This window comes from Aeromonas encheleia (assembly GCF_900637545.1).
In the GTDB taxonomy this organism is placed as follows: Bacteria; Pseudomonadota; Gammaproteobacteria; order Enterobacterales; family Aeromonadaceae; genus Aeromonas; species Aeromonas encheleia.
Map to the genome: position 1 here is coordinate 1204375 of NZ_LR134376.1, position 26997 is coordinate 1231371.

26 protein-coding genes and 1 tRNA gene are annotated in these 26997 nt (G+C 61.5%); 14 read left to right on the top strand and 13 right to left on the bottom strand.

Annotation, left to right across the window (positions count from 1 at the left end; all coding sequences use genetic code 11):
• Positions 1–265: 265 nt before the first annotated feature.
• The 3 genes from EL255_RS05770 to lolB all read right to left on the bottom strand — a co-directional run bounded on the left by EL255_RS05770 (position 266) and on the right by lolB (position 1812).
• Positions 266–340 (bottom strand) — tRNA-Gln (locus EL255_RS05770).
• Positions 320–1252, bottom strand: coding sequence for a 4-(cytidine 5'-diphospho)-2-C-methyl-D-erythritol kinase (ispE, locus tag EL255_RS05775; RefSeq protein ID WP_084228302.1), 933 nt, complete (start codon positions 1250–1252; stop codon positions 320–322). The genes EL255_RS05770 and ispE overlap by 21 nt, the downstream gene beginning before the upstream one ends.
• The gene (gene lolB, locus EL255_RS05780) at positions 1234–1812 is read right to left on the bottom strand and encodes a lipoprotein insertase outer membrane protein LolB (RefSeq protein WP_042652668.1); all 579 of its coding nucleotides are present in this window, start codon (positions 1810–1812) and stop codon (positions 1234–1236) included. The genes ispE and lolB overlap by 19 nt, the downstream gene beginning before the upstream one ends.
• 125 nt (positions 1813–1937) lie before the next feature.
• Between lolB and hemA the strand changes: the two genes are divergently transcribed.
• The 7 genes from hemA to EL255_RS05815 all read left to right on the top strand — a co-directional run bounded on the left by hemA (position 1938) and on the right by EL255_RS05815 (position 8919).
• Positions 1938–3197, top strand: coding sequence for a glutamyl-tRNA reductase (gene hemA / locus EL255_RS05785; RefSeq protein WP_042652667.1), 1260 nt, complete (start codon positions 1938–1940; stop codon positions 3195–3197).
• Between the two features lie 51 nt (positions 3198–3248).
• A complete protein-coding gene (gene prfA, locus EL255_RS05790) occupies positions 3249–4337 on the top strand; it encodes a peptide chain release factor 1 (protein WP_042652666.1) in 1089 nt (362 codons plus the stop codon).
• A gap of 55 nt (positions 4338–4392) precedes the next feature.
• On the top strand, positions 4393–5229 hold the full coding sequence (prmC, locus tag EL255_RS05795; protein ID WP_042652665.1) for a peptide chain release factor N(5)-glutamine methyltransferase: 837 nt from the start codon (positions 4393–4395) through the stop codon (positions 5227–5229).
• Between the two features lie 44 nt (positions 5230–5273).
• On the top strand, positions 5274–5660 hold the full coding sequence (locus EL255_RS05800) for a SirB2 family protein (protein WP_042652664.1): 387 nt from the start codon (positions 5274–5276) through the stop codon (positions 5658–5660).
• A gap of 11 nt (positions 5661–5671) precedes the next feature.
• Positions 5672–6472, top strand: a complete 801-nt coding sequence (locus tag EL255_RS05805; protein ID WP_042652663.1) for a SirB1 family protein — start codon at positions 5672–5674, stop codon at positions 6470–6472.
• An 11-nt stretch (positions 6473–6483) separates the two neighbouring features.
• Positions 6484–7338 carry a 3-deoxy-8-phosphooctulonate synthase gene (kdsA, locus tag EL255_RS05810; protein ID WP_042652662.1) on the top strand — a complete coding sequence of 285 codons (855 nt, stop codon included), beginning with the start codon at positions 6484–6486 and terminating at the stop codon, positions 7336–7338.
• A 303-nt stretch (positions 7339–7641) separates the two neighbouring features.
• Positions 7642–8919, top strand: a complete 1278-nt coding sequence (locus EL255_RS05815; protein ID WP_042652661.1) for a dicarboxylate/amino acid:cation symporter — start codon at positions 7642–7644, stop codon at positions 8917–8919.
• A gap of 151 nt (positions 8920–9070) precedes the next feature.
• On the opposite strand, the gene grcA is transcribed toward EL255_RS05815, so the two are convergent.
• On the bottom strand, positions 9071–9451 hold the full coding sequence (gene grcA, locus EL255_RS05820) for an autonomous glycyl radical cofactor GrcA (protein WP_042652660.1): 381 nt from the start codon (positions 9449–9451) through the stop codon (positions 9071–9073).
• A 681-nt stretch (positions 9452–10132) separates the two neighbouring features.
• On the opposite strand from grcA, the gene ung reads away from it, so the two are divergent.
• Together ung and EL255_RS05830 are read left to right on the top strand one after the other, a co-directional pair.
• Positions 10133–10801 carry a uracil-DNA glycosylase gene (gene ung, locus EL255_RS05825; protein ID WP_042652659.1) on the top strand — a complete coding sequence of 223 codons (669 nt, stop codon included), beginning with the start codon at positions 10133–10135 and terminating at the stop codon, positions 10799–10801.
• A gap of 215 nt (positions 10802–11016) precedes the next feature.
• The gene (locus EL255_RS05830; protein ID WP_042652658.1) at positions 11017–11565 is read left to right on the top strand and encodes a hemerythrin domain-containing protein; all 549 of its coding nucleotides are present in this window, start codon (positions 11017–11019) and stop codon (positions 11563–11565) included.
• 145 nt (positions 11566–11710) lie between these two features.
• Here the strand turns inward: EL255_RS05830 and EL255_RS05835 are convergent, their stop codons facing one another.
• Positions 11711–11890 carry a DUF3545 family protein gene (locus EL255_RS05835; protein WP_042652657.1) on the bottom strand — a complete coding sequence of 60 codons (180 nt, stop codon included), beginning with the start codon at positions 11888–11890 and terminating at the stop codon, positions 11711–11713.
• A 156-nt stretch (positions 11891–12046) separates the two neighbouring features.
• Positions 12047–12997, bottom strand: coding sequence for a transaldolase (gene tal / locus EL255_RS05840; protein ID WP_042652656.1), 951 nt, complete (start codon positions 12995–12997; stop codon positions 12047–12049).
• Positions 12998–13722: 725 nt separating this feature from the next.
• Between tal and EL255_RS05845 the strand changes: the two genes are divergently transcribed.
• The 4 genes from EL255_RS05845 to yidZ all read left to right on the top strand — a co-directional run bounded on the left by EL255_RS05845 (position 13723) and on the right by yidZ (position 19104).
• Complete coding sequence (locus tag EL255_RS05845; protein ID WP_042652655.1) at positions 13723–15162, top strand: alanine/glycine:cation symporter family protein; 1440 nt, start codon at positions 13723–13725, stop codon at positions 15160–15162.
• A 261-nt stretch (positions 15163–15423) separates the two neighbouring features.
• Complete coding sequence (gene ampC / locus EL255_RS05850) at positions 15424–16590, top strand: FOX/MOX family class C beta-lactamase (protein WP_042652654.1); 1167 nt, start codon at positions 15424–15426, stop codon at positions 16588–16590.
• A gap of 306 nt (positions 16591–16896) precedes the next feature.
• Positions 16897–18066 carry an MFS transporter gene (locus tag EL255_RS05855; RefSeq protein ID WP_042652653.1) on the top strand — a complete coding sequence of 390 codons (1170 nt, stop codon included), beginning with the start codon at positions 16897–16899 and terminating at the stop codon, positions 18064–18066.
• 18 nt (positions 18067–18084) lie between these two features.
• Positions 18085–19104 (top strand): HTH-type transcriptional regulator YidZ, encoded by a 1020-nt coding sequence (gene yidZ, locus EL255_RS05860; RefSeq protein WP_042652652.1) that lies wholly within the window; start codon positions 18085–18087, stop codon positions 19102–19104.
• 26 nt (positions 19105–19130) lie between these two features.
• On the opposite strand, the gene ruvX is transcribed toward yidZ, so the two are convergent.
• The 7 genes from ruvX to metK form a co-directional block, all read right to left on the bottom strand.
• The gene (gene ruvX / locus EL255_RS05865) at positions 19131–19553 is read right to left on the bottom strand and encodes a Holliday junction resolvase RuvX (protein WP_025326196.1); all 423 of its coding nucleotides are present in this window, start codon (positions 19551–19553) and stop codon (positions 19131–19133) included.
• A 59-nt stretch (positions 19554–19612) separates the two neighbouring features.
• Positions 19613–20167, bottom strand: coding sequence for a YqgE/AlgH family protein (locus EL255_RS05870; RefSeq protein WP_042652651.1), 555 nt, complete (start codon positions 20165–20167; stop codon positions 19613–19615).
• A 143-nt stretch (positions 20168–20310) separates the two neighbouring features.
• Complete coding sequence (gene gshB, locus EL255_RS05875) at positions 20311–21261, bottom strand: glutathione synthase (protein WP_042652650.1); 951 nt, start codon at positions 21259–21261, stop codon at positions 20311–20313.
• Between the two features lie 51 nt (positions 21262–21312).
• Positions 21313–22044, bottom strand: coding sequence for a 16S rRNA (uracil(1498)-N(3))-methyltransferase (rsmE, locus tag EL255_RS05880; RefSeq protein WP_042652649.1), 732 nt, complete (start codon positions 22042–22044; stop codon positions 21313–21315).
• A 66-nt stretch (positions 22045–22110) separates the two neighbouring features.
• Positions 22111–22809, bottom strand: a complete 699-nt coding sequence (locus EL255_RS05885) for an endonuclease (RefSeq protein ID WP_042652648.1) — start codon at positions 22807–22809, stop codon at positions 22111–22113.
• Between the two features lie 72 nt (positions 22810–22881).
• A complete protein-coding gene (locus EL255_RS05890) occupies positions 22882–23406 on the bottom strand; it encodes a SprT family zinc-dependent metalloprotease (protein WP_042652647.1) in 525 nt (174 codons plus the stop codon).
• A 105-nt stretch (positions 23407–23511) separates the two neighbouring features.
• Positions 23512–24663 carry a methionine adenosyltransferase gene (gene metK / locus EL255_RS05895; protein WP_042652646.1) on the bottom strand — a complete coding sequence of 384 codons (1152 nt, stop codon included), beginning with the start codon at positions 24661–24663 and terminating at the stop codon, positions 23512–23514.
• Positions 24664–25004: 341 nt separating this feature from the next.
• On the opposite strand from metK, the gene tkt reads away from it, so the two are divergent.
• Positions 25005–26996, top strand: coding sequence for a transketolase (tkt, locus tag EL255_RS05900; protein WP_042652645.1), 1992 nt, complete (start codon positions 25005–25007; stop codon positions 26994–26996).
• The last annotated feature ends 1 nt before the right edge of the window (position 26997 follow it).

A 26997-nucleotide genomic window follows, 5' to 3' on the forward strand; every position in this document is an offset into this window, starting at 1 on the left:
AACCTCGGGGTTGCATCCAGTATGTGGAGGGTCTGATTTAGACCCGTATCGTCTTTGGGCAAACGATTATCGCGTTGACGGGTCGGGCCACCCTAGGTTGCCACCGGCCAGGTGATGTCACAAGTCGACAGTTGCTGCATTTGCAGTTTCTTGTCTGTGGTGTCTTGCTGAGGTATCGAGGGATGAACCCGGACACAGGAATGAGATAGCCTCTTCACTGCTCCCCGGATCGTCATCGATATGCCCATCTCAATCACCAAGAGAATGGCTGGGGTACTAGGATTCGAACCTAGGAATGGCGAGATCAAAACCCGCTGCCTTACCGCTTGGCGATACCCCAATCACTGACTTGTTGCAATGTGACGAAGAGTGGTGATATGTTCTCGCCCTTGGCGATAAACCCATCCCAGCCTTCCGGCACCCTTGCCAACACCTTCCGAGCAGCCACTTCGTCTTCAAATTGAGCAAAGACGCAGGCTCCAGTGCCCGTCATTCTTGACGGCGCGTATTCTAGCAACCAGCCGAGCGCATTGGCAACCTCGGGGTGGCGCTTTTTCACCAGCAATTCGCAATCGTTTTTCCACTCCCCCTCCAGCAGCCACTTTTTATCCAGCAAATCGGGCAATGCCATCTTGGGTGTGGCTCTGGGCAGGTCCGGATCCTGGAACACGGCGGCCGTCGCCACGTGACAATCGGGCTTGAGCACCAGATACCAGGCGCTCGGCAGCTCGACCGGTTGCAGTCGCTCACCCACCCCCTCGGCGAAGGCGGCCCGGCCGCGCACGAACACCGGCACGTCGGCCCCGAGCTGCACCCCGAGATCCGCCAGCTCGTCTTCACTCAGACCCGCCTGCCAGAGGTGATTGAGCGCCACCAGGGTAGTGGCCGCATCCGAGGAGCCGCCGCCGATGCCGCCGCCCATGGGCAGGTTTTTTTCCAGCCGGATGTGGGCCCCCTGCGGGCTGGCTAACTTGTTTTGTAATAGCCGCGCTGCCCGGATGATGAGGTTCTGTTCATCGGGCACGCCGGGGATGGCCGGGCTCAGGGTGAGCAAGTCGGTGTCCGGCAGGGGATCGAACTCCAGCCAGTCGCCGTGACTGAGGAAGATGAACAGGGTCTGCAGCTCGTGATAGCCGTCCGGGCGACGGCCATTGATGTGTAGGAACAGGTTGAGCTTGGCCGGCGCGGGCCAGCGGATCGCCGTCGTCGACGGGCGCTTGTCAGCGGCGGCCATCAGGGGGTCAGGGTCCATTGGTTGATCTGCAACTTGAGGCGACTGCCCTGGCCCGTCATGGTCAGCAGATGGGGCAGGCGATAGCCGGCCTGATCCCGGTAGTCGCCATAGACGATCTGCCACTGGCCATCCCGCACCGAGGCCAGGCTGGCGTCGGGATTGAGCTCGAACTCGGCCTTGCCTGGCAGCCCCTTGATCCATTCGGGCAGCCCCTGCACCGGGATGTTCCAGCCGGTGAGCTGATAGATGAGCGCCTCGGCGTCCTGGCTCTGGTGCTGCTTGCCGTCGTTGTCTATCAGGGTCACCTCGCCCTTGCTGCGGGAGAGCTCCAGGATGTGGGTGCCGACTATGCTGCTCAGATTGAGGCGATAGTCGTCGCCATCCTGTTGCCAGTTGAGGCGGGCGCTGCCCTTCTGTTGGGCGGTGATGATGGCCATCTTGCCCGACAGCTGCCAGTGAGTCAGCTGCTCGAGACGGGCGCGTTCCTGCTGCCAGTTGACCTGATCCCGCTGGGGTGAGGTGGTGGTACAGCCAGCCAGCAACAGCAGGCAGGCGAGGGAGAAAATACGCAAGAACAAGGTCGTGCTCCGGATAAGAGGTTTGCCACAGTATAAGGGGCGGCCGTATCGCTTTTAAAGACTTACCCTTTCTCGTACAATTGACGGCCTTTACACCCTGTGCACGAAATGATCACCACCCACTCATGAGTCTGCTTGCCCTCGGAATCAACCACAACACCGCCAGTGTCGCCTTGCGGGAACGGGTCGCGTTTGGCCCGGACTGCATCGATCGCGCCTTGCGTGAGCTGGTGGAGCAGCCCGGTGTCAGCGAGGCGGTGATCGTCTCCACCTGCAACCGTACCGAGCTGTACTGCAGCCTGGAGCGCGGCGAGGGGGAGCAGGTGCTGCACTGGCTGCAGGCCTTCCACAAGCTGGATGCGGCCGAGGTGGTCTCCGCCATTTATCAGCATCGGGACGAAGAGGCGGTGCGCCACCTGATGCGGGTCGCCTGCGGCCTCGACTCCCTGGTGTTGGGGGAGCCGCAGATCCTGGGGCAGATCAAGCAGTCCTACGCCCATGCCCAGCAATCCGAGGCGCTGAAAGGATCCCTTGAGCGCCTGTTCCAGAAATCCTTCTCGGTGGCGAAACGGGTGCGCACCGATACCGAGATTGGCGCCAGTGCCGTGTCGGTGGCCTTCGCCGCCGTGAGCCTGGCCCGCCGTATCTTCTCCGATCTCTCCCAGACCAAGGTGCTGCTGATCGGCGCCGGCGAGACCATAGAGCTGGTGGCCCGTCACCTGCGCGAGCAGAACGTCACCCGGATGATGGTGGCGAACCGCACCCTGCAGCGGGCCCAACTGTTGGCCGAGGAGTTCGGTGCCCAGGTAATGACCCTGGAAGAGATCCCGGACTACCTGCACGAGGCGGACATCGTCATCAGCTCGACCGCCAGCCCCCTGCCCATCCTCGGCAAGGGCATGGTGGAGCGCGCCCTCAAGGCCCGCCGCAGCCGACCCATGTTCCTGGTGGACATCGCCGTGCCGCGGGACATCGAGGCCGAGGTGGATGAGCTGTCCGATGCCTATCTCTACACGGTGGACGATCTGCAGGGCATCATCGAGCAGAACCTCGAGACCCGCAAGAAGGCCGCGGCCGAGGCGGAGCTCATCGTGCAGGAAGAGCGCGACGACTTCATGGGCTGGTATCGCAGCCAGCACTCGGTGGATCTCATTCGTGATTACCGGCACCAATCCCAGCAGGTCGCCGACGAGGAGCTGCAGCGCGCCTTGCTGGCCCTGCAGCAGGGCGAGAGTGCCGAGCAGGCGCTCAAGGCCATGGCCCATCGCCTCACCAACAAGTTGATCCACGCACCGACCCAGGCCTTGCGCCAGGCGGCAGCCCAGGGCGATGCCCACAAGCTGTCCCAACTGCGGCAGGTGCTGGGGTTGTCACAAGAGTCATAGTGCCGGGGTGGCCAGCCGGCCGCCCCTACCTCCATCGAGAACACAAGATTTATGAATCCGTCACTGATCAGAAAGCTGGAAGGCCTCATCGAGCGCCACGAAGAAGTTCAGGCCCTGCTCGGCGAGCCCGGCGTGGCCTCGGATCAGGATCGCTACCGCGCCCTGACCCGGGAATATGCCCAGCTGGAAGATATCGTTCACGCCTTCCAGCGCTTCCGCCAGGCCGAAGACGATCTGGAGACCACCAAGCTGATGCTGGAGGACGCCGACAGCGACTTGCGCGAGATGGCGCAGGATGAGCTGCCGCTGGTCAAGGCCGCGCTGGAGGAGCAGGAGCAGGCGCTGCAGGTGATGCTGCTGCCGCGCGACCCCAAGGATGACAACAACTGCTACCTGGAGATCCGCGCCGGGGCCGGTGGTGACGAGGCGGCGATCTTCGCCGGCGATCTGTTCCGCATGTATTCGCGCTACGCCGAGCGCCAGGGCTGGCGCGTCTCCATCGTCAGCTGCAACGACGGCGAGCACGGTGGCTACAAGGAGGTGATCGCCAAGGTGGACGGCGAGCGCGTTTACGGCCGCCTCAAGTTCGAGTCCGGCGGCCATCGCGTGCAGCGGGTGCCGGAGACCGAATCCCAGGGCCGGGTGCACACCTCCGCCTGTACCGTGGCCGTGCTGCCGGAAGTGCCGGAAGCCGAGCAGATCGAGATCAATACGAACGACCTGAAGATAGACACCTTCCGCGCCTCCGGGGCCGGTGGTCAGCACGTCAACAAGACGGATTCCGCCATCCGCATCACCCACCTGCCGACCGGGCTGGTGGTGGAGTGCCAGGATGAGCGCTCCCAGCACAAGAACCGCGCCAAGGCGATGTCGGTGCTCTCCGCCCGCCTGCAGGCGGCCGAGGACGAGCGCCACCGCGCCGCCGAGCAGAGCACCCGCCGCAACCTGGTGGGGTCGGGGGATCGCTCCGAGCGCATCCGCACCTACAACTACCCCCAGGGGCGCCTGTCCGAGCACCGCATCAACCTCACCCTCTACCGGCTGGGGGAGATCCTGGAAGGGGATCTCGACTGCGTGATCACCCCGCTGGTGCAGGAATACCAGGCCGATCAGCTCGCCTCCCTGGCGGAAAACAGCTAGTGCTGAACCGACGGCCGCGCGCTCATGGCGCGATCACCCTGGCGGAGAACCACTGATGCAGATCCAACAGGCCCGCGCACACATCATGGCGACCCTGGCCTCCGGGGAATCCCCCCGTGCCGACGCCGATGCGTTGCTCTGCCATCTGCTGGGCTGCCGGCGCAGCTATCTGATGACCTGGCCGGAGCGCGAGCTCGATGGCGCCCAGCAGGCGACCCTGGTCGGCTGGCTCGTCCGCCGGCTGGCCGGCGAGCCCATCGCCCACCTGGTGGGGGAGCGTGAGTTCTGGTCGCTGCCCCTCAAGGTGAGCCCGGCCACCCTGATCCCGCGCCCCGACACCGAGGTGCTGGTGGAGCAGGCGCTGGCCCGACTCCCAGCCGGCCCCTGCAGCCTGCTGGATCTCGGCACCGGCACCGGCGCCATCGCGCTCGCGCTCAAATCCGAGCGGCCCGATGCGACTGTGTGGGCGGTGGACAGGATGCCCGGGGCGGCGGCCCTGGCCCGCCATAACAGCGCGGCGCTGGCGCTGCCCATAGAGGTGCGTGACGGCAGCTGGTTCGAGCCACTGGCGCAGGCCCCGCGTTTTGATCTGATCGTCTCCAATCCGCCCTATATCGACGGGGCTGATCCCCATCTGGATGAGGGTGACGTGCGCTTCGAGCCCCGCTCCGCCCTGGTGGCGGACGAGCAGGGGCTGGCGGATATCCGCCTCATAGTGGCCCAGGCACCGGCCCATCTGGTGCCCGGCGGCTGGCTGCTGCTGGAGCACGGCTGGGATCAAGGGGAAGAGGTGCGTCAACTTCTGCTGCAGCATGGCTACCAGCAGGTGGCAACCGTGCGCGATTATGGCGATAACGAGCGGGTGACCCTGGGGTGCCTGGCTCAATCCTGAGTGAGGGCAGGCCCGGGCCTGCCCTATTTGTGCAAGGACAGGTTATGTATGTTGTTCTCAAGCATCTGCATCTGATGCTGATAGCATCGGCGGTGCTGATGTTTATACTGCGCTTTTACTGGGTTCAGACCAGCGGCATCGGCCGCGCCTACAGCCGCGGGGTCATGCAGCTGAGCGGCTGGCTCAACGGGCTGGTGGTGCTCTCCGGCGTGCTGCTCTGCATGGTGCTGGATCTCAACCCGCTCAACAACGGCACCCCCTGGCTCAGCGAGAAGCTGACCGCCATCCTGGTGGTGGCATTCTTAGGCATGATGGCGCTGCGCTTGGCTCGCAGCAATACCATCCGCTGGTTTGCCTTCCTGGGAGCCCTGGGGTGGCTGTTCTTTATTGCCAAGCTCGCGGTGCTGAAGCAGGCCAGTCTGTTCGGTTAGGAATGATGACGATGATACGTGTGGACGAATGGACCGACTTCGAGGCCCATGATCTGGCCGAGCTGGCGCTCTCCGTCAGCGACGAGATCCTGGGCCGAACCGGCTCTGGCGAGGCCGAGCTGGCCCACCTCGATAGCTGGCTGGACGAGACGATTACCGAGGGCAACTGTGACGAGGTGCGCCGCCAGCTGCTGCAGGGTTTCTACCAGTCCCTGGGCTTTCGGGGCGACTGGCAGGATTACTTCTCGGCCGTCAACTGCGATCTGGCCCAGGTGCTGGCGCGCAGGCAGGGCATCCCGGTGAGCCTCGGCATCCTCATCATCCAGCTCGGCCGCAAGATAGGCCTGGATGTGGAGGGGATCTGCTTCCCCGGCCACTTCCTGGTGAGCTTCGCCGGCAGCGAGGGGGAGGTCTATGTGGACCCCTTCAACGGCGATGAGCTGAGCCGGCACCACATCGAGCTGCTGCTGCGCGGCGCCCTCGGCAATCTGGCGACCCTGAGCGATGACCATCTGCAGCCCTGCGGGCAGTGGGAGATCATCGAGCGGCTGCTCAACGTCAGCAAGGGCGCCCTGCTGCGGGAGGATCGCATGACAGAGGCGCTGCGCTGCAGCGAGCTATTGCTGCGCATGAAGCCAGGCGATCCGCTGGAGACGCGGGATCGGGGCTTCATCTACGAGCAGCTCGACTGCCCCCGCTTCGCCGCCGACGACTTTGAATACTTCATTGAACAATGCCCGGACGATCCGGTGGCCGACGTGCTGAAGACTCAGCTGGCCGCGCTGGATCTTAGCCCCAAGCCCCTCCATTAAGGATGCCTGAGATGGAACAGAAAAATATCAAGATCAACGACATCGACGTGGCCAACGACAAGCCGTTCGTGCTGTTTGGCGGCATGAACGTGCTGGAATCCCGCGACATGGCGATGGCGGTGTGCGAGAAGTACGTGGAAGTGACCAGCAAGCTTGGCATCCCGTTCGTGTTCAAGGCGAGCTGGGACAAGGCCAACCGCTCCTCCATCCACTCCTACCGGGGCCCGGGTCTGGAAGAGGGGATGAAGATCTTCCAGGAACTCAAGGCGACCTTCGGCATGCCGGTCATCTCGGATCTGCATGAGGTGCATCAGGCCAAGCCGGTCGCCGAGGTGGTGGACGTCATCCAGCTGCCCGCCTTCCTGGCGCGCCAGACCGATCTGGTGGAGGCCATGGCCCGCACCGGCAACGTCATCAACATCAAGAAGCCGCAGTTCCTGAGCCCGAGCCAGATGAAGAACATCACCGACAAGTTCGAGGAGTGCGGCAACGATCGCCTGATCCTGTGCGAACGCGGCGCCAACTTCGGTTATGACAACCTGGTGGTGGACATGCTGGGCCTGGGCGTGATGAAGAAGAGCACCGGCGGCTATCCGGTGATCTTCGACGTGACCCACTCCCTGCAGTGCCGCGATCCGCTGGGGGCCGCCTCCGGTGGCCGCCGCGAGCAGGTGGCCGAGCTGGCCCGCGCAGGCATGGCGGTTGGCCTGGCCGGCCTGTTTATCGAATCTCATCCCGATCCGAAAGTGGCCCGCTGCGATGGCCCGAGCGCCCTGCCGCTGGACAAGCTGGAAGGTTTCTTGAAGCAGATGAAGGCGATCGACGACCTCATCAAGGGCTTCGAGCCCCTCGATACCTCCATCTGATCCACGGTTCAGCTTCCGTGATGAAAAATGCCCCGCCATGCGGGGCATTTTTATATCCAGAATGTTTTCATTAAGGTCCAAAATAAATCACCGACCAAATATATCATGGTTGCCGTGGTGTTAATGATGTTAAATATGTTGTGTGATTAATGTCTCTTAATTGCTTTTTATAACGTGTGAAAGTGGCGCCGTTACGATGACGAAATAGCATGAAGCAGGCGAGAGAATGGTGATATCTCGTGACGGGCTCCTGCATGCTTATTTCTGCCATATCGCTGTCAATTAATTAACAGGACGTTAATCATGCACAAGAAAATATTCAGCAGCCTTTATTTTCAGGTGTTGCTCGCGATCACCCTGGGGGTGTGTCTGGGGCATATCTATCCCGATCTCGGCGCGGATATGAAGCCACTGGGCGATGGCTTCGTGAAATTAATCAAGATGATCATTGCCCCCGTCATCTTCTGTACCGTGGTGACCGGCATCGCCGGCATGGAGAGCATGAAGGCGGTGGGGAAAACCGGTGCCATCGCATTGCTCTACTTTGAAGTGGTGAGCACCATCGCCCTGGTCATCGGCCTGTGCGTGGTCAACCTGCTGCAGCCCGGGGTCGGCATGAACGTGGATCCCGCCACGCTGGATGCCAGCTCCATCTCGGCCTATGCCGAGCAAGCCAAGTCGCAGGGCATCATCGCCTTCCTGCTGGACGTGATCCCGGGCAGCGTGATCGGCGCCTTTGCCAGTGGCAATATATTGCAGGTGCTGTTATTTGCGGTGTTGTTCGGCTTTTCCCTGCACCATATCGGCGAGAAGGGTAAATTAATCTTCAATGTCATCGACAGCTTCTCCCAGGTTATTTTCGGCATCATCAACATGATCATGAAATTGGCACCGGTTGGGGCCTTTGGTGCCATGGCATTCACCATAGGGAAATACGGTATCGGCTCACTGGTTCAGCTCGGCCAGTTAATTGCCTGCTTCTATGTGACCTGCCTGCTGTTTATCTTCATGGTGCTGGGCAGTATTGCCAGGGCCAATGGTTTCAGCATCCTGCGCTTTATTGCCTATATCAAGGAAGAGCTGCTGATCGTGCTGGGGACCTCCTCTTCCGAATCCGTATTGCCCCGCATGCTGGTCAAGATGGAGGCGCTCGGCTGCAAGAAGTCGGTGGTGGGTCTGGTGATCCCGACCGGCTACTCCTTCAACCTGGACGGTACCTCCATCTATCTGACCATGGCGGCCATCTTCATCGCCCAGGCGACCAACACGCCGCTGGACCTGTTCCAGCAGATCACCCTGCTGGTGGTGCTGCTCATCTCCTCTAAGGGGGCGGCCGGGGTCACCGGCAGTGGCTTCATCGTGCTGGCGGCCACCATCTCGGCGGTGGGGCACCTGCCGCTCACCGGGTTGGCGCTGATCCTAGGGATAGATCGCTTCATGTCGGAGGCGCGCGCCCTGACCAACCTCATCGGCAACGGCGTCGCCACCCTGGTGGTGGCCCGTTACTGCGATCAACTCGATGAGCAGCAGATGCACGAGGTGCTCGCCAATGGGCCTGCCGTGAAGGTCGAGCAGCATTGATGGGGTTGGGGGAGCGGGGCGGCCATCGCCAAGCCGTCAAGACTTGCCTTTGACCCCTCTGCCATCGAGCCTGGGTCTGCTAGGAATAGTCATGCATAAAAAAACGGCCCGAGAGGGCCGTTTTTCGTGGAAGCTGTTATCGCCGGGCGAATTACAGGCTCTTGGTGAAGGTGCGGGTGATCACGTCACGCTGCTGTTCCGGGGTCAGGGCGTTGAAACGCACGGCGTAGCCGGAGACACGGATGGTGAGCTGCGGATACTTCTCCGGATTGGCGATGGCCTCTTCCAGGGTCTCACGGCTCAGCACGTTGACGTTCAGGTGTTGGCCACCCTCGACCATCGGCTCGGTCTGTACCGGCAGCTCGCGATATTCGAACTGGCCCAGGTCGGACAGTGCGACTTCCTGATCGGCGGCGAAGCTGTCGCCCTTGGCGCAGATGCAACGAGCCTGTTGCTTCTCTTCGTCCAGCAGCCAGAAAGAGTTCAGCAGTGCGGCGTTGGCGGACTGGGTGATTTGGATGCCCTTGATCATGGTATGACTCCTCATAGGAAAGCGGATTCAACGGTAAGAACATTACCCTGATGTTTTTAAACCACCTTGATGACAGGATGATTTAATGGGCCTTGCCTTACACCTTTACTTCGTTGGGGTCATATATACCACGATGGTAATAATACGAAAATTGATCCAAATCAAAAAATACGCAGATAACGCCGGATGCATAGGGTTAAATCATTGAGCTTAATCAAAATTGAATCATTTTCATGATTTATTAAGATGCATTGATTATGCATTTTTTATTTATCAAATCTAGTAATTTAACTACATCTTATGGTGTCACCGACCGCTAAAACCGGGGTAGGTTCGTCGCAGTTGAGCCTCTTCACCTGTTAGTGCAATCAGGGGGCAACAGCAACATAAGCAGAAGGGGGAGTTCCGGCGGTGGTGTGAACGAAGCGCGGATAGCGCTCCATAGCGACGGGGAGGGCTGCGTCACTGGCAGCCGCCGCCCACGGCTCGGCTTGAGGGGGCGTCTGTGGTGCGCGCGAGGCCTAGAAAGCATAGAGAGGAGCCGTTCGCGCCAAGGCGCCTCAACCCAGAGCAGGGAGGGTTCCCGACCGTCCCCGACCCGCCGGCAGGCCGAGTCGCGGTTGCGTCTTGTGGCCTTGGCCCCTATCCTGAGCCCCTTGCCGTTTCATTGAGGAGACCGGGGTGCTGACCTGGAAAGATGTGATTGGTTCTGAGAAAGAGCAGGACTATTTCAAGACGACGCTGGCGACCGTCAGGAGCGAGCGGGAGGCGGGTAAGGTGATCTATCCCCCCGCCACCGAAGTGTTCAATGCCTTCAAGCTGACCGAGCTGGACGAGGTCAAGGTGGTGATCCTGGGACAAGATCCCTATCACGGGCCGGATCAGGCCCATGGTCTCTGCTTCTCCGTGCTGCCCGGCGTGCGCACGCCCCCCTCGCTGGTCAACATCTACAAGGAGATGCAGCGGGATCTGCCGGGCTTCGTCACCCCCAGCCACGGTTTCCTGGAGTCCTGGGCCAGCCAGGGGGTGCTGCTGCTCAACACCGTGCTGACGGTGCAGGCGGGCATGGCCCACTCCCACGCCCACCTGGGCTGGGAGACCTTCACCGATAGGGTCATCGAGCAGGTCAACGCCAGCCGCCAGGGCGTGGTCTTCCTGCTGTGGGGGGCCCACGCCCAGAAGAAGGGCCGCATCATAGATCGCACGCGCCACCATGTGCTGAGCGCGCCCCATCCCAGCCCGCTCTCCGCCCATCGCGGCTTCATCGGCTGCGGTCACTTCTCCGAAACCAACCGCCTGCTGACCCAGCAGGGCATGAGCCCGATCAACTGGCTCTCGGTCTGCGAATAACCGAAGCCTTCCCTGCGAAACTGTCCCTGTTTGTACGCCTACCCCGGTGTGTAAACAGGGATGCCGTGGGCGTAAATTGGCGATGGATGTGGTCAAAGCACTAGGGTGTACGAGAAGGGATTGTCTGCGTCAGATTTGATTGAGTGCAAAGTTGGCGCAATAAATGACCGTATACTCGAAGCAGGATTTTTTCATTTCAGTGCCAAGGAGTGCCCATGTTATCCAGTCTGCATAAGGATCACCTCAACATCGCCAAGCTGCTGCAACTGCTGAAATACAAGCTTGCCGCGATACGCAGCGAACAGCAGATCAGCTACTTCCTGATCCGGGACGTGGTGGATTATTTGCGGGAGGTGTCCGACACCTATCACCATCCCAAGGAGGATCTGATCTATGACTACTACCTGAAATACCGGGTAGTGGAAGGGGAGGTGGCGAACCGGCTGCAGGAGGAGCACGCCCGCCTGCTGGAGGCCGGTACCGAGCTCAAGGAGATGGTGGAGATGATCCTGATGGATGCCGTCATCCCGCTGGATCAGTTCACGACCCGGCTGGAGCAGTTCATCGACCAGCAGGAGGCGCACATGCACTACGAGGAGGGGGTGATCTTCCCCCATCTGCGCGACTCCCTGACCGAAGATGACTGGCGTCAGCTCGAGCAGGTCTGGCAGAACCGGGCCATCAATGATCCCCTGTTCGGGGCCGAGGTGAGCCAGCACTTCCAGGCGCTGTCCAAGCAGCTGTCCTTGCCGCTCTCGCCCTGATCGTCAGGGGTCAAAAACAACGCCCCGGCTTGGCCGGGGCGTTGTTTTTACAGTTCCAGCTCGTCCGAGCCTTGGTCGGCGATGCCGGTGGGATACAACATCTTCTGCATTTCAACGCCTCGTTCTTAGCCCGAGACGCTGTTTTTTACAGCTCCAGCTCTTCCGAGCCTTCGTAGGCGATATCGATGGATTGCAGCTCCTTCTGCAGGCGGTGCTTGTCTTTCAACGCCTCGATCTCACGCCATTTACGTTTCTTTCCCGTTGTCCCGCGGCTACGCGAACCCAGTTCAACTACCTCGTCAAAATCGAAGCTGAACATTTCCATGGCGCCCTCCTTGGTTTTATCGTTTTCACCACCCGTATAACATAACGCCATTAAAAATAAAACGTTTTCGTGACGTTCTCGTGACAATCGGAGGGCGCGCATAAAAAAACCGGGCCCCCTCGCGGGAGCCCGGTTTTTATCGGGGTGAGCCCCCTATCAGAGGCGACCGGCCAGCATGGTTTCCAGCTTGCCCTGGTCGATGGCGAACATGCGGATGCCTTCGGCCAGCTTCTCGACGGCCATGGCGTCCTGGTTCAGTTCCCAGCGGAATTCGGCTTCGCTCAGCGGAGCCGGTTTTGCCTTGCGCTCGCCGGTGTAGTTCAGCTTGCGCACCACGGCGCCTTCGCTCTTGCTCAGCTCTTCCAGCAGGGCAGGGCCTATGGTCAGGCGGTCACAGCCGGCCAGTTCCAGGATCTCGCCGGTGTTGCGGAAGCTGGCACCCATGACCACGGTCTGGTAGTCGTGCTGCTTGTAGTAGTCGTAGATGGCGGTGACGGAGACCACGCCTGGATCTTCGCTCGCGCTGTAGTCACGGTTGTGCTTGGCCTTGTACCAGTCGAGGATGCGGCCCACGAACGGGGAGATCAGGAAGGCACCGGCCTCGGCACAGGCACGGGCCTGGGCGAAGGAGAACAGCAGGGTCAGGTTGCACTGGATGCCTTCTTTCTCCAGGACTTCTGCGGCACGGATGCCTTCCCAGGTGGAGGCCAGCTTGATCAGGATGCGATCGTTGGCGATGCCGGCTTCGTTGTAGAGGCGGATCAGCTTGCGCGCCTTGGCGATGCTGGCGTCGGTATCGAAGGAGAGACGGGCATCCACTTCGGTGGAGATGCGGCCCGGGACGATTTTCAGTACTTCCAGACCGATGTTGACCGCCAGCTTGTCGCCCGCGTCGATGATTTGCTGTGCCTTGTCCTGGCTCTGGGCCTTGGCCCAGTGGATGGCGTCTTCGATCAGTGCCGCGTATTCGGGGATCTCGGATGCCTTCAACACCAGGGAGGGGTTGGTGGTGGCATCGATGGGCTGGTAGCGCTTGATGGCTTCGATGTCGCCGGTATCGGCAACAACAGTGGTCAGGGCTTTCAGCTGGGTTAATTTATCGGCCATAGCAAATATCATCTCTATATGAGGGAGCAATCCCAGGGGTTGCGGGCGTGAGACGACTGTTCTGAAATAAAATTACAAAACCCCGGCGACTCAGGCTCAGAAAAGCACGATGGGGGCGACCCATCGCCATTGCCTGCCTAATTAATACGGATGTGGCGCATCCTGCAATAGGGGGCCTTGTATGCGAATCGTCCAGGCGCCGGCAATGGTGGGGAAGGGTAGGCAAAAGTGTTTGATAAAAAACAACTTTTATTGATTCCCCTGGACGTGGCCCTGGGCCGAATAAAAGCAACTTTTTTAGTTGATTATCCATTCTGTGAATAAGGTCACATAAATAGTGTTATCAGCTACTTGAAATTTAATTACGTGTAAAACGTTTGGCGCCGCCACGACCTCAGGCGCGGGCTCCCGGGGCAAACGCTTGCCTCTCTCTCGTCTGGGTTTAATCCTCATTTGCTGCCATGGCATCCCGTGGGTGATTAGTTCTCTTTTGAGGCTAATTTGTCGCGCGATTGATATAACGCTAAAAATTGTTGAATATTTGCGTGATAAATGAAGCATTTTTGCATCTAAGCGCTCGTTTTTTGCTTTGTCAGTGAGCTGAATCACTATTCTGAACTCCCTCCCTATGCTAGATTCCGCCCCTTTAGCGCAGCGCTAATTCGGAAACTGACAGAGAGCGGCCAGCGCAGACTGGCCATGGATGTGATAACAACGAGAGAATTATGGACACCTTGATCGCAATGATTAACGACCTGATGTGGGGAGCTGTGCTCATCTACCTGCTGATTGGGGTCGGTATCTTTTTCACCTTCCGCCTGGGGTTTATCCAGGTCCGTCACTTCGGCCACATGTTCTCGGTATTGCGCAATAGCCGCAAATCCGACAAGGCCGGCATCTCCTCCTTCCAGGCACTCTGTACCAGCCTTGCCGCCCGCGTGGGTACCGGCAACCTGGCCGGTGTGGCCGTCGCCATCTATCTGGGTGGCCCGGGCGCCATCTTCTGGATGTGGCTGATCGCCTTCATCGGCATGGCCACCGCCTTCGTGGAAAGCACCCTGGCCCAGCTCTACAAGGTCAAGGACGAGGACGGCAACTACCGTGGCGGCCCGGCCTATTACATGGAGCGCGGCCTCGGCATGCGCTGGATGGGGGTGGTGTTCTCCCTCTGTCTGCTGCTGGCATTCGGCCTGGTGTTCAACGCGGTGCAGGCCAACTCCATCAGCCTGGCCATGAACGTGGCGTTCGGTATCCCTGACTGGGCCACCGGTCTGGCGCTGGTGATGCTGTCCGGCCTCATCATCTTCGGCGGCATCCGTGGCATCGCCCGTTTCGCCGAGCTGGTGGTGCCCTTCATGGCACTGGCCTACATCCTGATGGCGCTGTTCGTGGTGGCGATGAACATCAGCGAATTGCCAGGGGTGTTTGTGTTGATCATCAAGTCTGCCTTCGGCATCGAGCAGGCGGGTTCCGGCGCCATGGGTTATGCCATCTCCCAGGCGATGATCAACGGCATCAAGCGCGGCCTGTTCTCCAACGAGGCGGGCATGGGCTCTGCCCCCAACGCCGCCGCGACCGCGACCCCCTATCCGCCGCACCCGGCCTCACAAGGCTATGTGCAGATGCTGGGGGTGTTCCTGGACACCATCGTCATCTGTACCTGTACCGCCGCCATCATACTGATGTCAGGTCAGTTTGAGCCGGGCTCAGGGGTGACCGGGGTCGAGCTGACCCAGCGTGCGCTCTCCTCCCAGATCGGTGGCGGTGGCAACATCTTCATCGCGGCGGCGATCTTCTTCTTCGCCTTCACCTCCATAGTCGCGAATTACTCCTACGCCGAGACCAACCTGGTGTTCCTCGAGCACAACCACAAGGGCGGCCTGATGCTGTTCCGGATGTTCGTGCTGGGCATGGTGATGTTCGGCTCGGTGGGCGAGCTGCCGACCGTGTGGGCCCTGGCGGATGTCTCCATGGGGATGATGGCCATCGTCAACCTGGTGGCCATACTGCTGCTCTCCGGCGTCGCCATCAAGCTGGCCAAGGATTACAACGATCAGCTCAAGCTGGGTCGCGTCCCCACCTTCGATGCCAACAAGTACCCGGAGATCCGCAGCCAACTGGAAGCGGGGATCTGGGACAACCCGCCCAAGAGCAAGCAGGCCTGAGTCCTGGGTTGATCCGGTTGGGTAATGAAAGAGGGGAGCCATGGGCTCCCCTCTTCATATGGCTTCATGGGCCCTGCCCGGAGCGTGGGAAGCGGTGAGCCTGGGCCTGCCTGGTGTCGGCCGAGGAGGCGGGCGGCCTCCATTCGGTATCGGCACCGCCACTTCACGCGACTTCACATCCAACACACCTTGGTTGGCTATTCTGGTCACACCGCTCGTCGCGCGTGCGGCGATCCCGACAGATGAAAGGATAAAATAACCATGCAACAACACTTGCGGATGACATTGCTGACGGCGAGCACGCTGCTGTGGGCTGGCCAGACGCTGGCCGCCACGGCATCAAACCCGACCCAGGCCGACCCCCTGCGTCAGATGGTCGATACCACCATCCAACCCCTGCTGAAGGAGTACCTGATCCCGGGCATGGCGGTGGCCCTGCTCAAGGATGGCAAGGCCCACTACTTCAACTACGGTCTGGCCAATAGGGCGACGGGAGACAGGGTCAGCGAGCAGACCCTGTTCGAGATTGGCTCGGTCAGCAAGACCTTGACGGCCACGCTTGGGGCTTATGCCGTGGTCAAGGGGGGCTTCCAGCTGAATGACAAGGTGAGCCAGCACGCCCCCTGGCTCAAGGGCTCTGCCTTCGACGGCATCACTATGGCCGAGCTGGCCACCTACAGCGCGGGCGGCCTGCCGCTGCAGTTCCCCGATGAGGTGGATTCGGCCGACAAGATGCAGGCTTACTACCGCCACTGGTCGCCCGCTTACCCGGCGGGGACCCACCGCCAGTACTCCAACCCCAGCATAGGGCTGTTCGGCCATCTCGCGGCGAGCAGCCTGGGGCAGCCCTTCGAGCAGCTGATGACGGGGACCTTGCTGCCCGGGCTCGGCCTGCACCACAGCTATCTCAGGGTGCCCGACACCGCCATGGCGGACTATGCCTATGGCTACGCCAAGGAAGACAAGCCCATCAGGGTCAATCCCGGGGTGCTGGCGGACGAGGCCTATGGCATCAAGACCAGCTCGGCGGATCTGCTGAAGTTTGTCGGCGCCAACCTGGCATTTGATGGTGATGAGGCGCTGCAAAAGGCGATAGCCATGACCCACACCGGCTTCTATGCGGTGGGCGAGATGACTCAGGGGCTGGGGTGGGAGAGCTATGCCTATCCCGTCACCGGGCAGGCGCTGTTGACGGGCAACTCACCGGCGATCAGCCTCGAGACCAATCCGGTCACGGGGTTTGCGACGCCAAGGGTGATGGGCGAACAGCGGCTCTATAACAAGACCGGCTCGACCAATGGCTTCGGTGCCTATGTGGCCTTCGTGCCCGCCAGGGGGATAGGCATCGTCATGCTGGCCAATCGCAACTACCCCAATGCGGCGCGGGTCGAGGCGGCCTATACCATCTTGCAGCAGCTGGATCGGTAATGGAGCGCACCAGCGCCCTGTTGCTATGGCATCATCGCTGTAGTTCGCACCTCTGATGAGGTGAAGGGGGGAGACAATGACTCTCCTCTTTTTTTGCGCAGCAGCCATCGCGCTCATTGCGAAGGTGGCGGCGGTATCCGCCGGGATGATGGCAATCAGTTTCCAGAATGGAATGTATCGATCGCCTGCTGTTCACTAGGGCGTCACTGGCCTGGCCAATATAGTGCTCCGGTCAGCAGATCTCATCTCTGCCGCGCGGTGGCCGTCCGGGTCATTGCGACTGTTCCAGCCCGCCACGGAGTCCCCATGCGTACCTTTCTGCTCTGCAGTTTTCTGATGATTATTCTCTATCCGGTCGGGATAGATCTCTATCTGGTCGCCATCCCCCAGATGGCCGATAGCCTGCGGGCGAGCGAGGCGCAGATCCACACCGCCTTCTCCATCTATTTGTTCGGCATGGCGGCCACTGTGCTGCTGGGGGGGATCATTGCGGATCGTTATGGCCGGCGTTGGGTGGTGCTGGGGGGCGCGCTGATTTTTGTCCTTGCCTCCCTGGTGGCGGCCAATGCAGCGGGGATCAGCCAGTTCTATCTCGGCCGTTTCTGGCAGGGGGTCGGGGCGGGGGCGCTCTATATCATGACCTTTACCGTGCTGCGGGATGTGCTGAGCCAGGCGCGGCTGGCGATGGCGCTTTCCATGATCAACGGGGTGATCTGTGTCATCCCTGTGCTGGCGCCTGTGCTGGGTTATCTCATCCTGTCACATTTCGACTGGCGCGGGATCTTCGTGGCGATGGCGCTGGTGGCCGCCTTCAGCGGCCTGGTCAACCTGCTGCTGCTCAAGGAGACCCGCCCGGCCCGCCAGCAGAGTGGTGCTACCCGGCCAATGGCTCTGCTGCGCTCCCCGCGCTTCATGCTGCACTCGCTTCTGACCAGCGCCAGCGTGACCGCCATCCTGGTCTATGTCAGCGTCTCGCCGCTGATCCTGATGCAGGAGTTCGGCTTCACCACAGAGCAGTACGCCATAGTGATGATGGTGATGGCCGGGGTGAGCATGTCCACCTCCTTCCTGACCCCGCTGTTGCTGCGTTGGCTCGGCAAGCATCAGGTGCTGGCGCTGTCTCATCTGACCTACCTGCTGGCGGCGATCGCTCTGCTCGGTTGCTGGCAGCTGGGGGGCGACATCCGGTTGCTGCTGCCGGGTTTTGCCCTGGTCTGCATCGGCTTCTCCTGCGGCTTCGGGGTGGCGATGGGGGAGGCGCTGGCGGAGTGTCAGCACCATGCGGCATTCGCCAGCGCCCTGCTCTGCATCATGCAGATCAGCCTCTCCGGACTCTATATCTGGCTGCTGGGCCAGCTTGGCGTGGCCCCATCCGGGATGCTGATCTCTGCCCTGCTGTTGACCCTGCTCAGTTACCTGGCCGTCAAAGGGCTGTTACCATGGCTCGCGCTGCGCGAAGCGCGGTCGCGGGGATAACGGGAGATGAGAGGGGATATGCGCAACCTGGGTGAACTCGATTTGAACCTGCTGGTGGTCTTCAAGCACCTGATGCAGGAGCGCAGCGTGGCGGGGGCGGCCAAGAAGCTCTGCGTCACCCCCTCGGCGGTGAGCAAGGCGCTCGCCAAGCTGCGGGACTGGTTTGCGGATCCTCTGTTTGTGCGGGTGCGACAGGGGTTGCAGCCGACCAATCTCTCCCTGACGCTGGAGGAGGAGCTCAAGGCCTGGTTCCAGCTCACCGACAGCATCACCTCCCTCAATAGCGAGGCCATCCCCGAGGGGGCCCGCTTCAGCCTGGTGCTGGAGTCCCCCTTCTACATCAGCTTCCTGAGCGATCTGCCCATGACCATCTATGAGAAGTATCCCCACTCTGTGGTCAAGATGCTGGATTGGGATCACCATTCGCTCAACGACATCGTCAATGGCGATGCGGATCTCGGTTTCTGCGCCCGGGAGACCCATGGCCGCTCGCGGGCCAAGGTGAATCGGCTGCCTTATTACATCGATCACGAGGTACTGTTTACCGACCGCCCCGTGGTCTTTCTGCGCAAGGATCATCCGTTGCTTGAGCAGAAGTGGTCGCTGGAGAATTTTCTGGCCAGCCCCCAGATCAGCATGGTGTGGGAGGCCAGCGACAGCTGGGCCCTCGACGATCTGCTGGAGGACGAGGGGCTGAAGCGGGAGGTGCCCATCATGGTCGCGAGTTTTGAGCAGGCGCTGCATATCGCCTCCCAGTCGAGCCACGAGCTGATCGCGGTGGCACCCTCCTATTGCGCCGGCTACGCCGCCAGACACCACGCCAACCTGATCGCCATGCCTCTGCCGCTGACCGAGGCGCTCTATCAGCAACTGGAGATCGCCTTCATCCTGCTGTGGCATAAACGCCACAATCACGACGCCAAGGTGATGTGGTTGCGCAATGAGACGAAGCGGCTCTATGGCCTGGCGGCGGAGGGACTTGCCCTGTTCCCATGGGGCGGGGGAGAGGCTGCGCTGGCGCCGGCGGGAGATGCCTGATGCAGGGGGCCAATGGCCCCCTGAACTCAACCGTATTGCTCTTCCATCCAGGCTTCGACGATAAGCTGGGCGGAGACTCCGTCCACGCTGCCCTTGTCGAGCGCCTTGTAGCCGCCGCGCTCGAACAGGCGGGCACGGGCATCCGTGGTGGTGAGCCGCTCGTCCTTGAACTCCACCGGCTTGCCGAAGCGGCCATGGAGGCGGTTGCCGAACTTGCGGGCCCGCACCGTGATCTCCTGATCCGTGCCATCCATGTTGAGCGGCAGGCCGACAATAAGCAGATCCGGCTGCCACTCCTTGAGCAACTTTTCAATCTCGTCCCAGTTGGGAATGCCGTCGTTGGCCTTGAGGGAACGAAGGGGTTGGGCTGTGCCCGTGAGCTCCTGGCCGATGGCGACGCCGATACTTTTGGTGCCGTAGTCAAAGCCCATGATGCTGCGTGATGACATGGAGTTCCTCAATACTGGGGTAAATGAAAAGGGGCCTCTGGGGCCCGCTTGGCAAGAAATTAGCTATGCCCCACCTGACTGGACAGATGCAGGGGATTGACTCCAATGCTGGCGGCGGCCTGCTGCCAGCGCTGATGAATGGGGGTATCGAACACCAGCTTGGGGTTGGGCGGGATCACCAGCCAGGAGCCGTCCACCAGCTCCTGCTCGAGCTGTCCCGCACTCCAGCCGGCGTAGCCGAGGGCGACCAGCCAGTGATCCGGGGCCTGCTCGGTGCCGAGGGTCTCCAGGATGTCCTTGGAGGTGGTGACCATCATCTCGTCGCTCACCTGCAGGGTGGAGCTGAAGCCCGGCCGGAAGCTGTGCAGCACGAAGCCGCGGTCGGCATGGACCGGACCGCCTTGCAGCACGGGCTGCTTCATCTCCGGGCTGGCGGGCGGGGTCAGCTTGAGCTTGGTCAGCATGGTATCCAGCGCCATATCGACCGGAATGTTGACCACCAGCCCCATGGCCCCCTCGCTGCTGTGCTCGCACAGATAGACCAGGGAGCGTTCGAAGTAGGCGTCAGAGAGGCTCGGCATGGCGAGCAGAAAATGGTTTTGCAGTGTTTGCATAGTGGCCAAATAGTGCAAAGGTGTTTGGGATGATTATGGCAGTTGGGGGCGCCCGGCAAAACCGCTTTTTCGCGCCTGGGGCCCGAAGTTGGGCGCCGGCGCGCAAAAGATTGAACAGGGGCCGCGAGGGCCCCCGGGTGGCATCACTTGGCCAGACGGCGTTCGATGGCGTCCATCAGCATGCCGGTGATGGAGACGTCGAAGGCGGCCTCGATCTCGCGGATGCAGGTCGGGCTGGTGACGTTAATCTCGGTCAGCCGATCGCCGATGATGTCGAGCCCGACGAAGATGAGGCCCTTGGCCTTGAGGGTGGGGCCGACCGCACGGGCGATGGCCCAGTCCGCCTCGCTCAAGGGGCGCGCCTCACCGCGGCCACCGGCCGCCAGGTTGCCACGGGTCTCGCCCTGGGCCGGGATGCGGGCCAGGCAGTAAGGCACCGGCTCGCCGTCCACCACCAGCACCCGCTTGTCACCCTGCTTGATGGCGGGCAGATAGGTCTGCGCCATGCAGTACTGACTCCCATGTTCTGTAAGAGTCTCGATGATCACCCCGACGTTGGCGTCGTCTTCCTTCATGCGGAAGATGGAGGCGCCGCCCATGCCGTCAAGGGGCTTGAGGATCACGTCCTTGTGCTCGGCGTGGAAGGCGCGCAGCTTGTCGGCCCGACGGGTGACGAGGGTGGTCGGGGTGTGCTCGGCAAACCAGGCGGTGTAGAGCTTCTCGTTGGCGTCGCGCAGGCTCTGGGGCTTGTTGACGATGAGGGTGCCCTCATCCTCGGCCCGCTCCAGCATGTAGGTGGCGTAGATGAATTCGGTGTCGAAGGGCGGATCCTTGCGCATCAGGATCACGTCCAGGCTGGAGAGCGGCTGATCGACAACCTCGCCCAGCTCGTACCACTTGGCCGGGTTCTGCTCCACCGTGAGGGGACGCATGGTGCCAAAGGCGCGGCCCGCCTCCATGTAGAGATCTGCCATCTCCAGATAGAACAGCTCGTAGCCACGGCGCTGGGCTTCCAGCAGCATGGCGAAACTGGAGTCTTTCTTGATATTGATGGCCGAGATGGGGTCCATCACTATGCCGAGTTTAATGGTCATCCGAATATCCTTCTGGTAGCTCGATTGCGTTTGAGATTGTCAGAACCCGTTTCAGGCCAGATCGCCAAACCGGCACTGCAGCGCGGTAATGGCGGTCAGGGCGGCGGTTTCGGTGCGCAGCACCCGCGGCCCCAGCAGCATCTCTTTGAAATCTTCCTGCACAGTACGGGCGATCTCGTCGCTGGACAAGCCGCCCTCCGGGCCTATCAGCAGGCGCACGCCATGCTCGGGCACCGGCAGGGTGCTGATGCTGTAGGAGGCGCGCGGGTGCAGGTTGAGCTTGAGCTCCCGGGTCTCTTCCGCCAGCCAGGCATCCAACTCCATCGGCATACGCACTTCTGGCACCACATTGCGGCCGCACTGCTCGCAGGCGCTGATCACCACCTTCTGCCACTGTTCACGCTTCTTCTCCAGCCGATCGGCGGGCAGCTTGACGCCACAGCGTTCGGAAAACAGCGGGGTGATGCAAGTGACGCCGAGCTCCACGGATTTTTGGATGGTGAAGTCCATCTTGTCGCCCCGGCTGATCACCTGGCCCAGATGGATGGCGAAGGGGGACTCCACCGATTGCGCCTCGCAGCCATCGATGCTGACCTCCACCGACTTCTTGCCGACCTGGGCTATGGTGGCGGCATACTGATTGCCGTCGCCGTTGAACAGCTCGAGCGGCTGGCCTGGCTGCATGCGCAGCACCCGGCCGATATGGTTGGCACCGTCTTCCGACAGGGCGAGGGTCTGGCCTACCTGCAGGGCGGCCGGTTCATAGATACGTGGAATGCGCATGGCTGAGTGTCTGTCTCTTGGCTTGCTCAAGGAGAGGGAAGTTTCCCCTCTCTCCGGTAGATTGGGTTACTGGCACTGCTTTTCAATGAAGGGGTTGGTATTGCCCTGCAGCTTGCCGATGCGACGGTTGCGTTCGCACTCCCAACGGTCGGCCGGGTACTGCCTGTTCCAAGCCTCGAACAGCTTACGCTGTTGCGCAGCCAGACGCAGCCCATACTGCTGGCCCATGTAGAGGTAGGCGCGGGCGATCTGACCCCGCACCGGCCCCTTGGGCGGCTGCACCTGGCGGGTCTTGAAATCCACCAGCATCTGGCATTTGCCGTACTGATCCGGCTTGCCGTTCCAGTCGGAGAAACGGTAGTTGGCGCGATCGCCGTTCACCTCGCCGATGGCGGGGAAGAGGTTGTGCATGTCCCCCTCCATCTGGTTGAACTCATCGCTCTTGCCGCAGTTCTTGCGCCCCCCCTCTTGCCAGCACTGCAGCTGGTGGCCGAACTCCCAGGCGGGTACCACGTGCTCCCACTCGATGCGGGCGGCGCGAGAGGCCTGCTTGCGCGGCAGGTAGCCGCAGCTCTCCCAGTCGGGGGCCATCTTCTTGCCGCTGAACTTGATGTTGCAGCCGCAGTAGAAGGTGGTGGGGTGGCTCTGGTAGAGGGTGTTCAGATCCTGCTTGGCGGCGCGAAAGGTCTGGGCCTGCAGTGGTGAGCTGAAAAACGGCAGACTGATGAGCAGGCCGAGGCTGAGAGAGAGCAGAGGGCGAAACATGAAGATCCTTGGCAATGAAACGGTTGGTTGAAGAAGTGCGCACCCTAACACAGGGGCGCGACACAGGCTGGCTCAGTCCGTCACCGGCTCCCTCAGGGGAACCAATGGCTGGCGACAGCGGCGGCAGTGATAGCTCGCCTCGCCGCGCAGCACCTTGTTGTGGCGGCGGACGGAGAGCCGATGCTGCTGGCAGTCGCAGGCGTAGGCATGGGTGCGCTGGCCCAGCACGGCGAGATCGAAGCTGTGGGTGGTTCTGGGTTCGAGGTTGAACACCTCACGCATCACCGACTGCCACTGCCTGCCGTGGGGCAGCACTCGCGACTTGCCGCGGCCCTCGCCCCAGAGCGCATGAACCAGCAGATGGGACACCTCGTGGGGCACCACCTCGGTCAGGAAGGCGGCTGTATTGGCCTGATAGAGCGCGGGGTTGAAGCGCAGCTCCCAGGTCTGCAGCCGTGCCGAGCCCGCCGCCCGGCCGCGCATGTTCAGATGGATGCGTGGGCGTGGGAAGCTGCGACCCAGGCGGGCCTCCGCCTGCACGAAGCAGGCTTCGACTCGCGCGCTGAGCTGGGCGTCCGGGTGGAGGAGGGAAGACATGGGCAGTCCTGTTGATGGCCGAACAAATGGCAGACAAGCAAGAGGGGAGCCAGGCTCCCCTCTTGTCACAAGGTGCATATCACCGCGCTGTTGAGAACAGAGATCTTACAGACCGGCGACGTCGCGCAGCAGGGCAGCCTTGTCGGTCTTCTCCCAGGGGAACTCGTCGCGACCGAAGTGGCCGTAGGCGGCGGTCGCCTGGTAGATGGGACGCTTGAGATCCAGCATCTCGATGAGGCCGTAGGGGCGCAGCTCGAAGTGCTCGCGCACCAGCTTGACCAGCAGCTCCTCGGCGACCTTGCCGGTGCCGAAGGTCTCGACGCTGATGGAGGTCGGCTCGGCCACGCCGATGGCGTAGGAGATCTGAATTTCACAGCGATCCGCCAGACCGGCGGCAACGATGTTCTTGGCCACGTAGCGGGCGGCGTAGGCGGCGGAGCGATCCACCTTGGACGGATCCTTGCCGGAGAAGGCGCCACCACCGTGACGGGCCATGCCGCCGTAGGTGTCGACGATGATCTTGCGACCGGTCAGACCGCAGTCACCCATGGGGCCGCCGATGACGAAACGGCCGGTCGGGTTGATGAAGTACTTGGTGTCCTTGGTGATCCACTCGGTCGGCAGCACCGGCTTGATGATCTCCTCACGCACCGCTTCCACCAGATCCTTGTGACTGATGGAGTCGCAATGCTGGGTGGAGAGCACCACGGCATCCACACCCAGGATCTTGCCTTCGTTGTCGTAGGCGAAGGTCAGCTGGCTCTTGGCATCCGGACGCAGCCACGGCAGGGTGCCGTTCTTGCGCACTTCGGCCTGGCGTTTTACCAGCAGGTGGGAGTAGGTGATGGGTGCCGGCATCAGCACCTCGGTCTCGTTGGTGGCGTAGCCGAACATCAGGCCCTGGTCACCGGCGCCCTGCTCGTACGGGTCGGTACGGTCGACGCCCTGGTTGATGTCGGGGGACTGCTTGCCGATGGCGTTCAGCACGGCGCAGGAGTCGGCATCGAAGCCCATGTCGGAGTGGGTGTAACCGATCTCGCGCACGGTGTCGCGCACGATCTGCTCGATGTCGACCCAGGCAGAGGTGGTCACTTCGCCGGCTACCATCACCATGCCGGTCTTGACCAGGGTCTCGCAGGCGACGCGAGCCTTGGTGTCTTGCACCAGGATGGCGTCCAGCACCGCATCGGAGATCTGGTCGGCGATTTTATCGGGATGGCCTTCGGAGACCGACTCGGAAGTAAACAGCTTTGCCATGATTGGTTCTCAATTCGTATGGGGTTATCGCCTTGGCCATAACCGGAAAATGACAGGATGACTGTAGAGGTATCTACATCTGGACGTCTATTTTAATTAGGCCAATGGGTGATTGCCAGCACTATTTTGGTTTGGACCCGCCCGGGCCAAGGCCGGCGGCTGAATCACCCCGTTTGGGGTAGAAGGGGGGCCAGAGTCAATCGTTTGCCGGGGCAAGAAAAGCGATTGTGCTCCCAAAGCCGCTTTATTCGCCCAGATAATATTTGCACCGCGCCCGCCCTGCTGGGACAATAACGCGCCTTAATCTTGGCCATCAAATGAAGCAATCGCAGGAGATACAGATGCCTTCTCGTAAAGAGCTTGCCAATGCCATTCGCGCATTGAGTATGGATGCCGTTCAAAAAGCCAACTCCGGTCACCCGGGCGCCCCCATGGGAATGGCAGATATCGCCGAAGTGTTGTGGCGTGGCCACCTCAAGCACAACCCGAACAACCCCAAGTGGGCCGACCGCGACCGTTTCGTGCTGTCCAACGGCCACGGCTCCATGCTGCTCTACTCCCTGCTGCACCTCTCCGGTTACGACCTCTCCATCGATGACCTGAAGAACTTCCGTCAACTGCACTCTCGCACCCCGGGTCACCCGGAGTACGGTTATGCCCCCGGCATCGAGACCACCACTGGCCCGCTGGGTCAGGGCATCACCAATGCCGTGGGCATGGCGATCGCCGAGAAGGCCATGGCCGAGCAGTTCAACCAGCCGGGTCACGACATCGTTGACCATTACACCTACGCCTTCATGGGCGACGGCTGCCTGATGGAAGGTATCTCCCACGAGGCTTGCTCCCTGGCCGGTACTCTGCAGCTGGGCAAACTGATCGCGTTCTGGGATGACAACGGCATCTCCATCGACGGTCACGTGGAAGGCTGGTTCACCGACGACACCCCCAAGCGTTTCGAAGCCTATGGCTGGCACGTCATCCCTGCGGTTGACGGTCACAGCCCGGAAGCCATCAACGCCGCCATCGAAGCCGCCAAGGCCGAGACCGGCAAGCCGACCCTGATCTGCTGCCGCACCATCATCGGTTACGGCTCACCGAACAAGTCCGGCTCCCACGATTGCCACGGCTCACCGCTGGGCAACGACGAGATCGCCGCCGCCCGTGCCTTCCTGAAATGGGATCACGCGCCGTTCGTCATCCCGTCCGAGATCGCCGCCGAGTGGAATGCGCAGGAGAAGGGCACCAAGCTCGAATCCGACTGGGCTGCTAAGTTTGCCGCCTATGAAGCCGCGCACCCGACCCTGGCAAGCGAGTTCAAGCGCCGCACCGTCGGTGAGCTGCCGGCCAACTGGGCCGCGGAATCTGCCAAGATCATCGAGACCCTGCAGGCCAACCCGGCCAAGATCGCGACCCGTAAGGCATCCCAGAACTCTCTGGAAGCCTTCGGCAAGCTGCTGCCCGAGTTCATGGGTGGCTCTGCGGATCTGGCGCCGTCCAACCTGACCATGTGGTCCGGCTCCAAATCGCTTACCCCTGAGAGCGCGGCGGGCAACTACATCCACTACGGTGTGCGTGAGTTCGCCATGTCCGCCATCATGAACGGCATCGCCCTGCACGGGGGTTTCATCCCCTACGGCGCCACCTTCCTGATGTTCATGGAGTACGCCCGCAACGCCCTGCGCATGGCCGCCCTGATGAAGCAGCGCGCCATCTTCGTTTACACCCACGACTCCATCGGTCTGGGTGAAGATGGCCCGACTCACCAGCCGGTGGAGCAGATCGCCTCCCTGCGTCTGACCCCGAACATGAGCACCTGGCGCCCCTGTGACCAGGTGGAATCCGCCATCGCCTGGAAGCACGCCATCGAGCGTATGGACGGCCCGACTGCGCTGATCTTCTCTCGTCAGAACCTGCCCCAGATGGACCGCAGCGCCCAGCAGCTGGCCGATGTGGCCAAGGGTGGTTATGTGCTGAAGGATTGTGCCGGTACCCCGGAGCTTCTCCTGATCGCCACCGGTTCCGAAGTGGAGCTGGCCGTGGCCGCCTATGAGCAGCTGACCGCCAAGGGCCGTGCCGTGCGCGTGGTCTCCCTGCCGGCCACCGACGTGTTCGATGCCCAGTCTGCCGAGTACAAGGAGTCCGTCCTGCCGATGTCCGTCACCAAGCGTGTCGCCATCGAAGCGGGTATCGCCGACTACTGGTACAAGTACGTGGGCTTCGGCGGCAAGATCATCGGCATGACCACCTTCGGTGAGTCCGCGCCGGCCGAGCTGCTTTTCAAGGAATTCGGCTTTACCGTGGAAAACGTGGTTGCGACCGCAGAGTCCCTGTAAT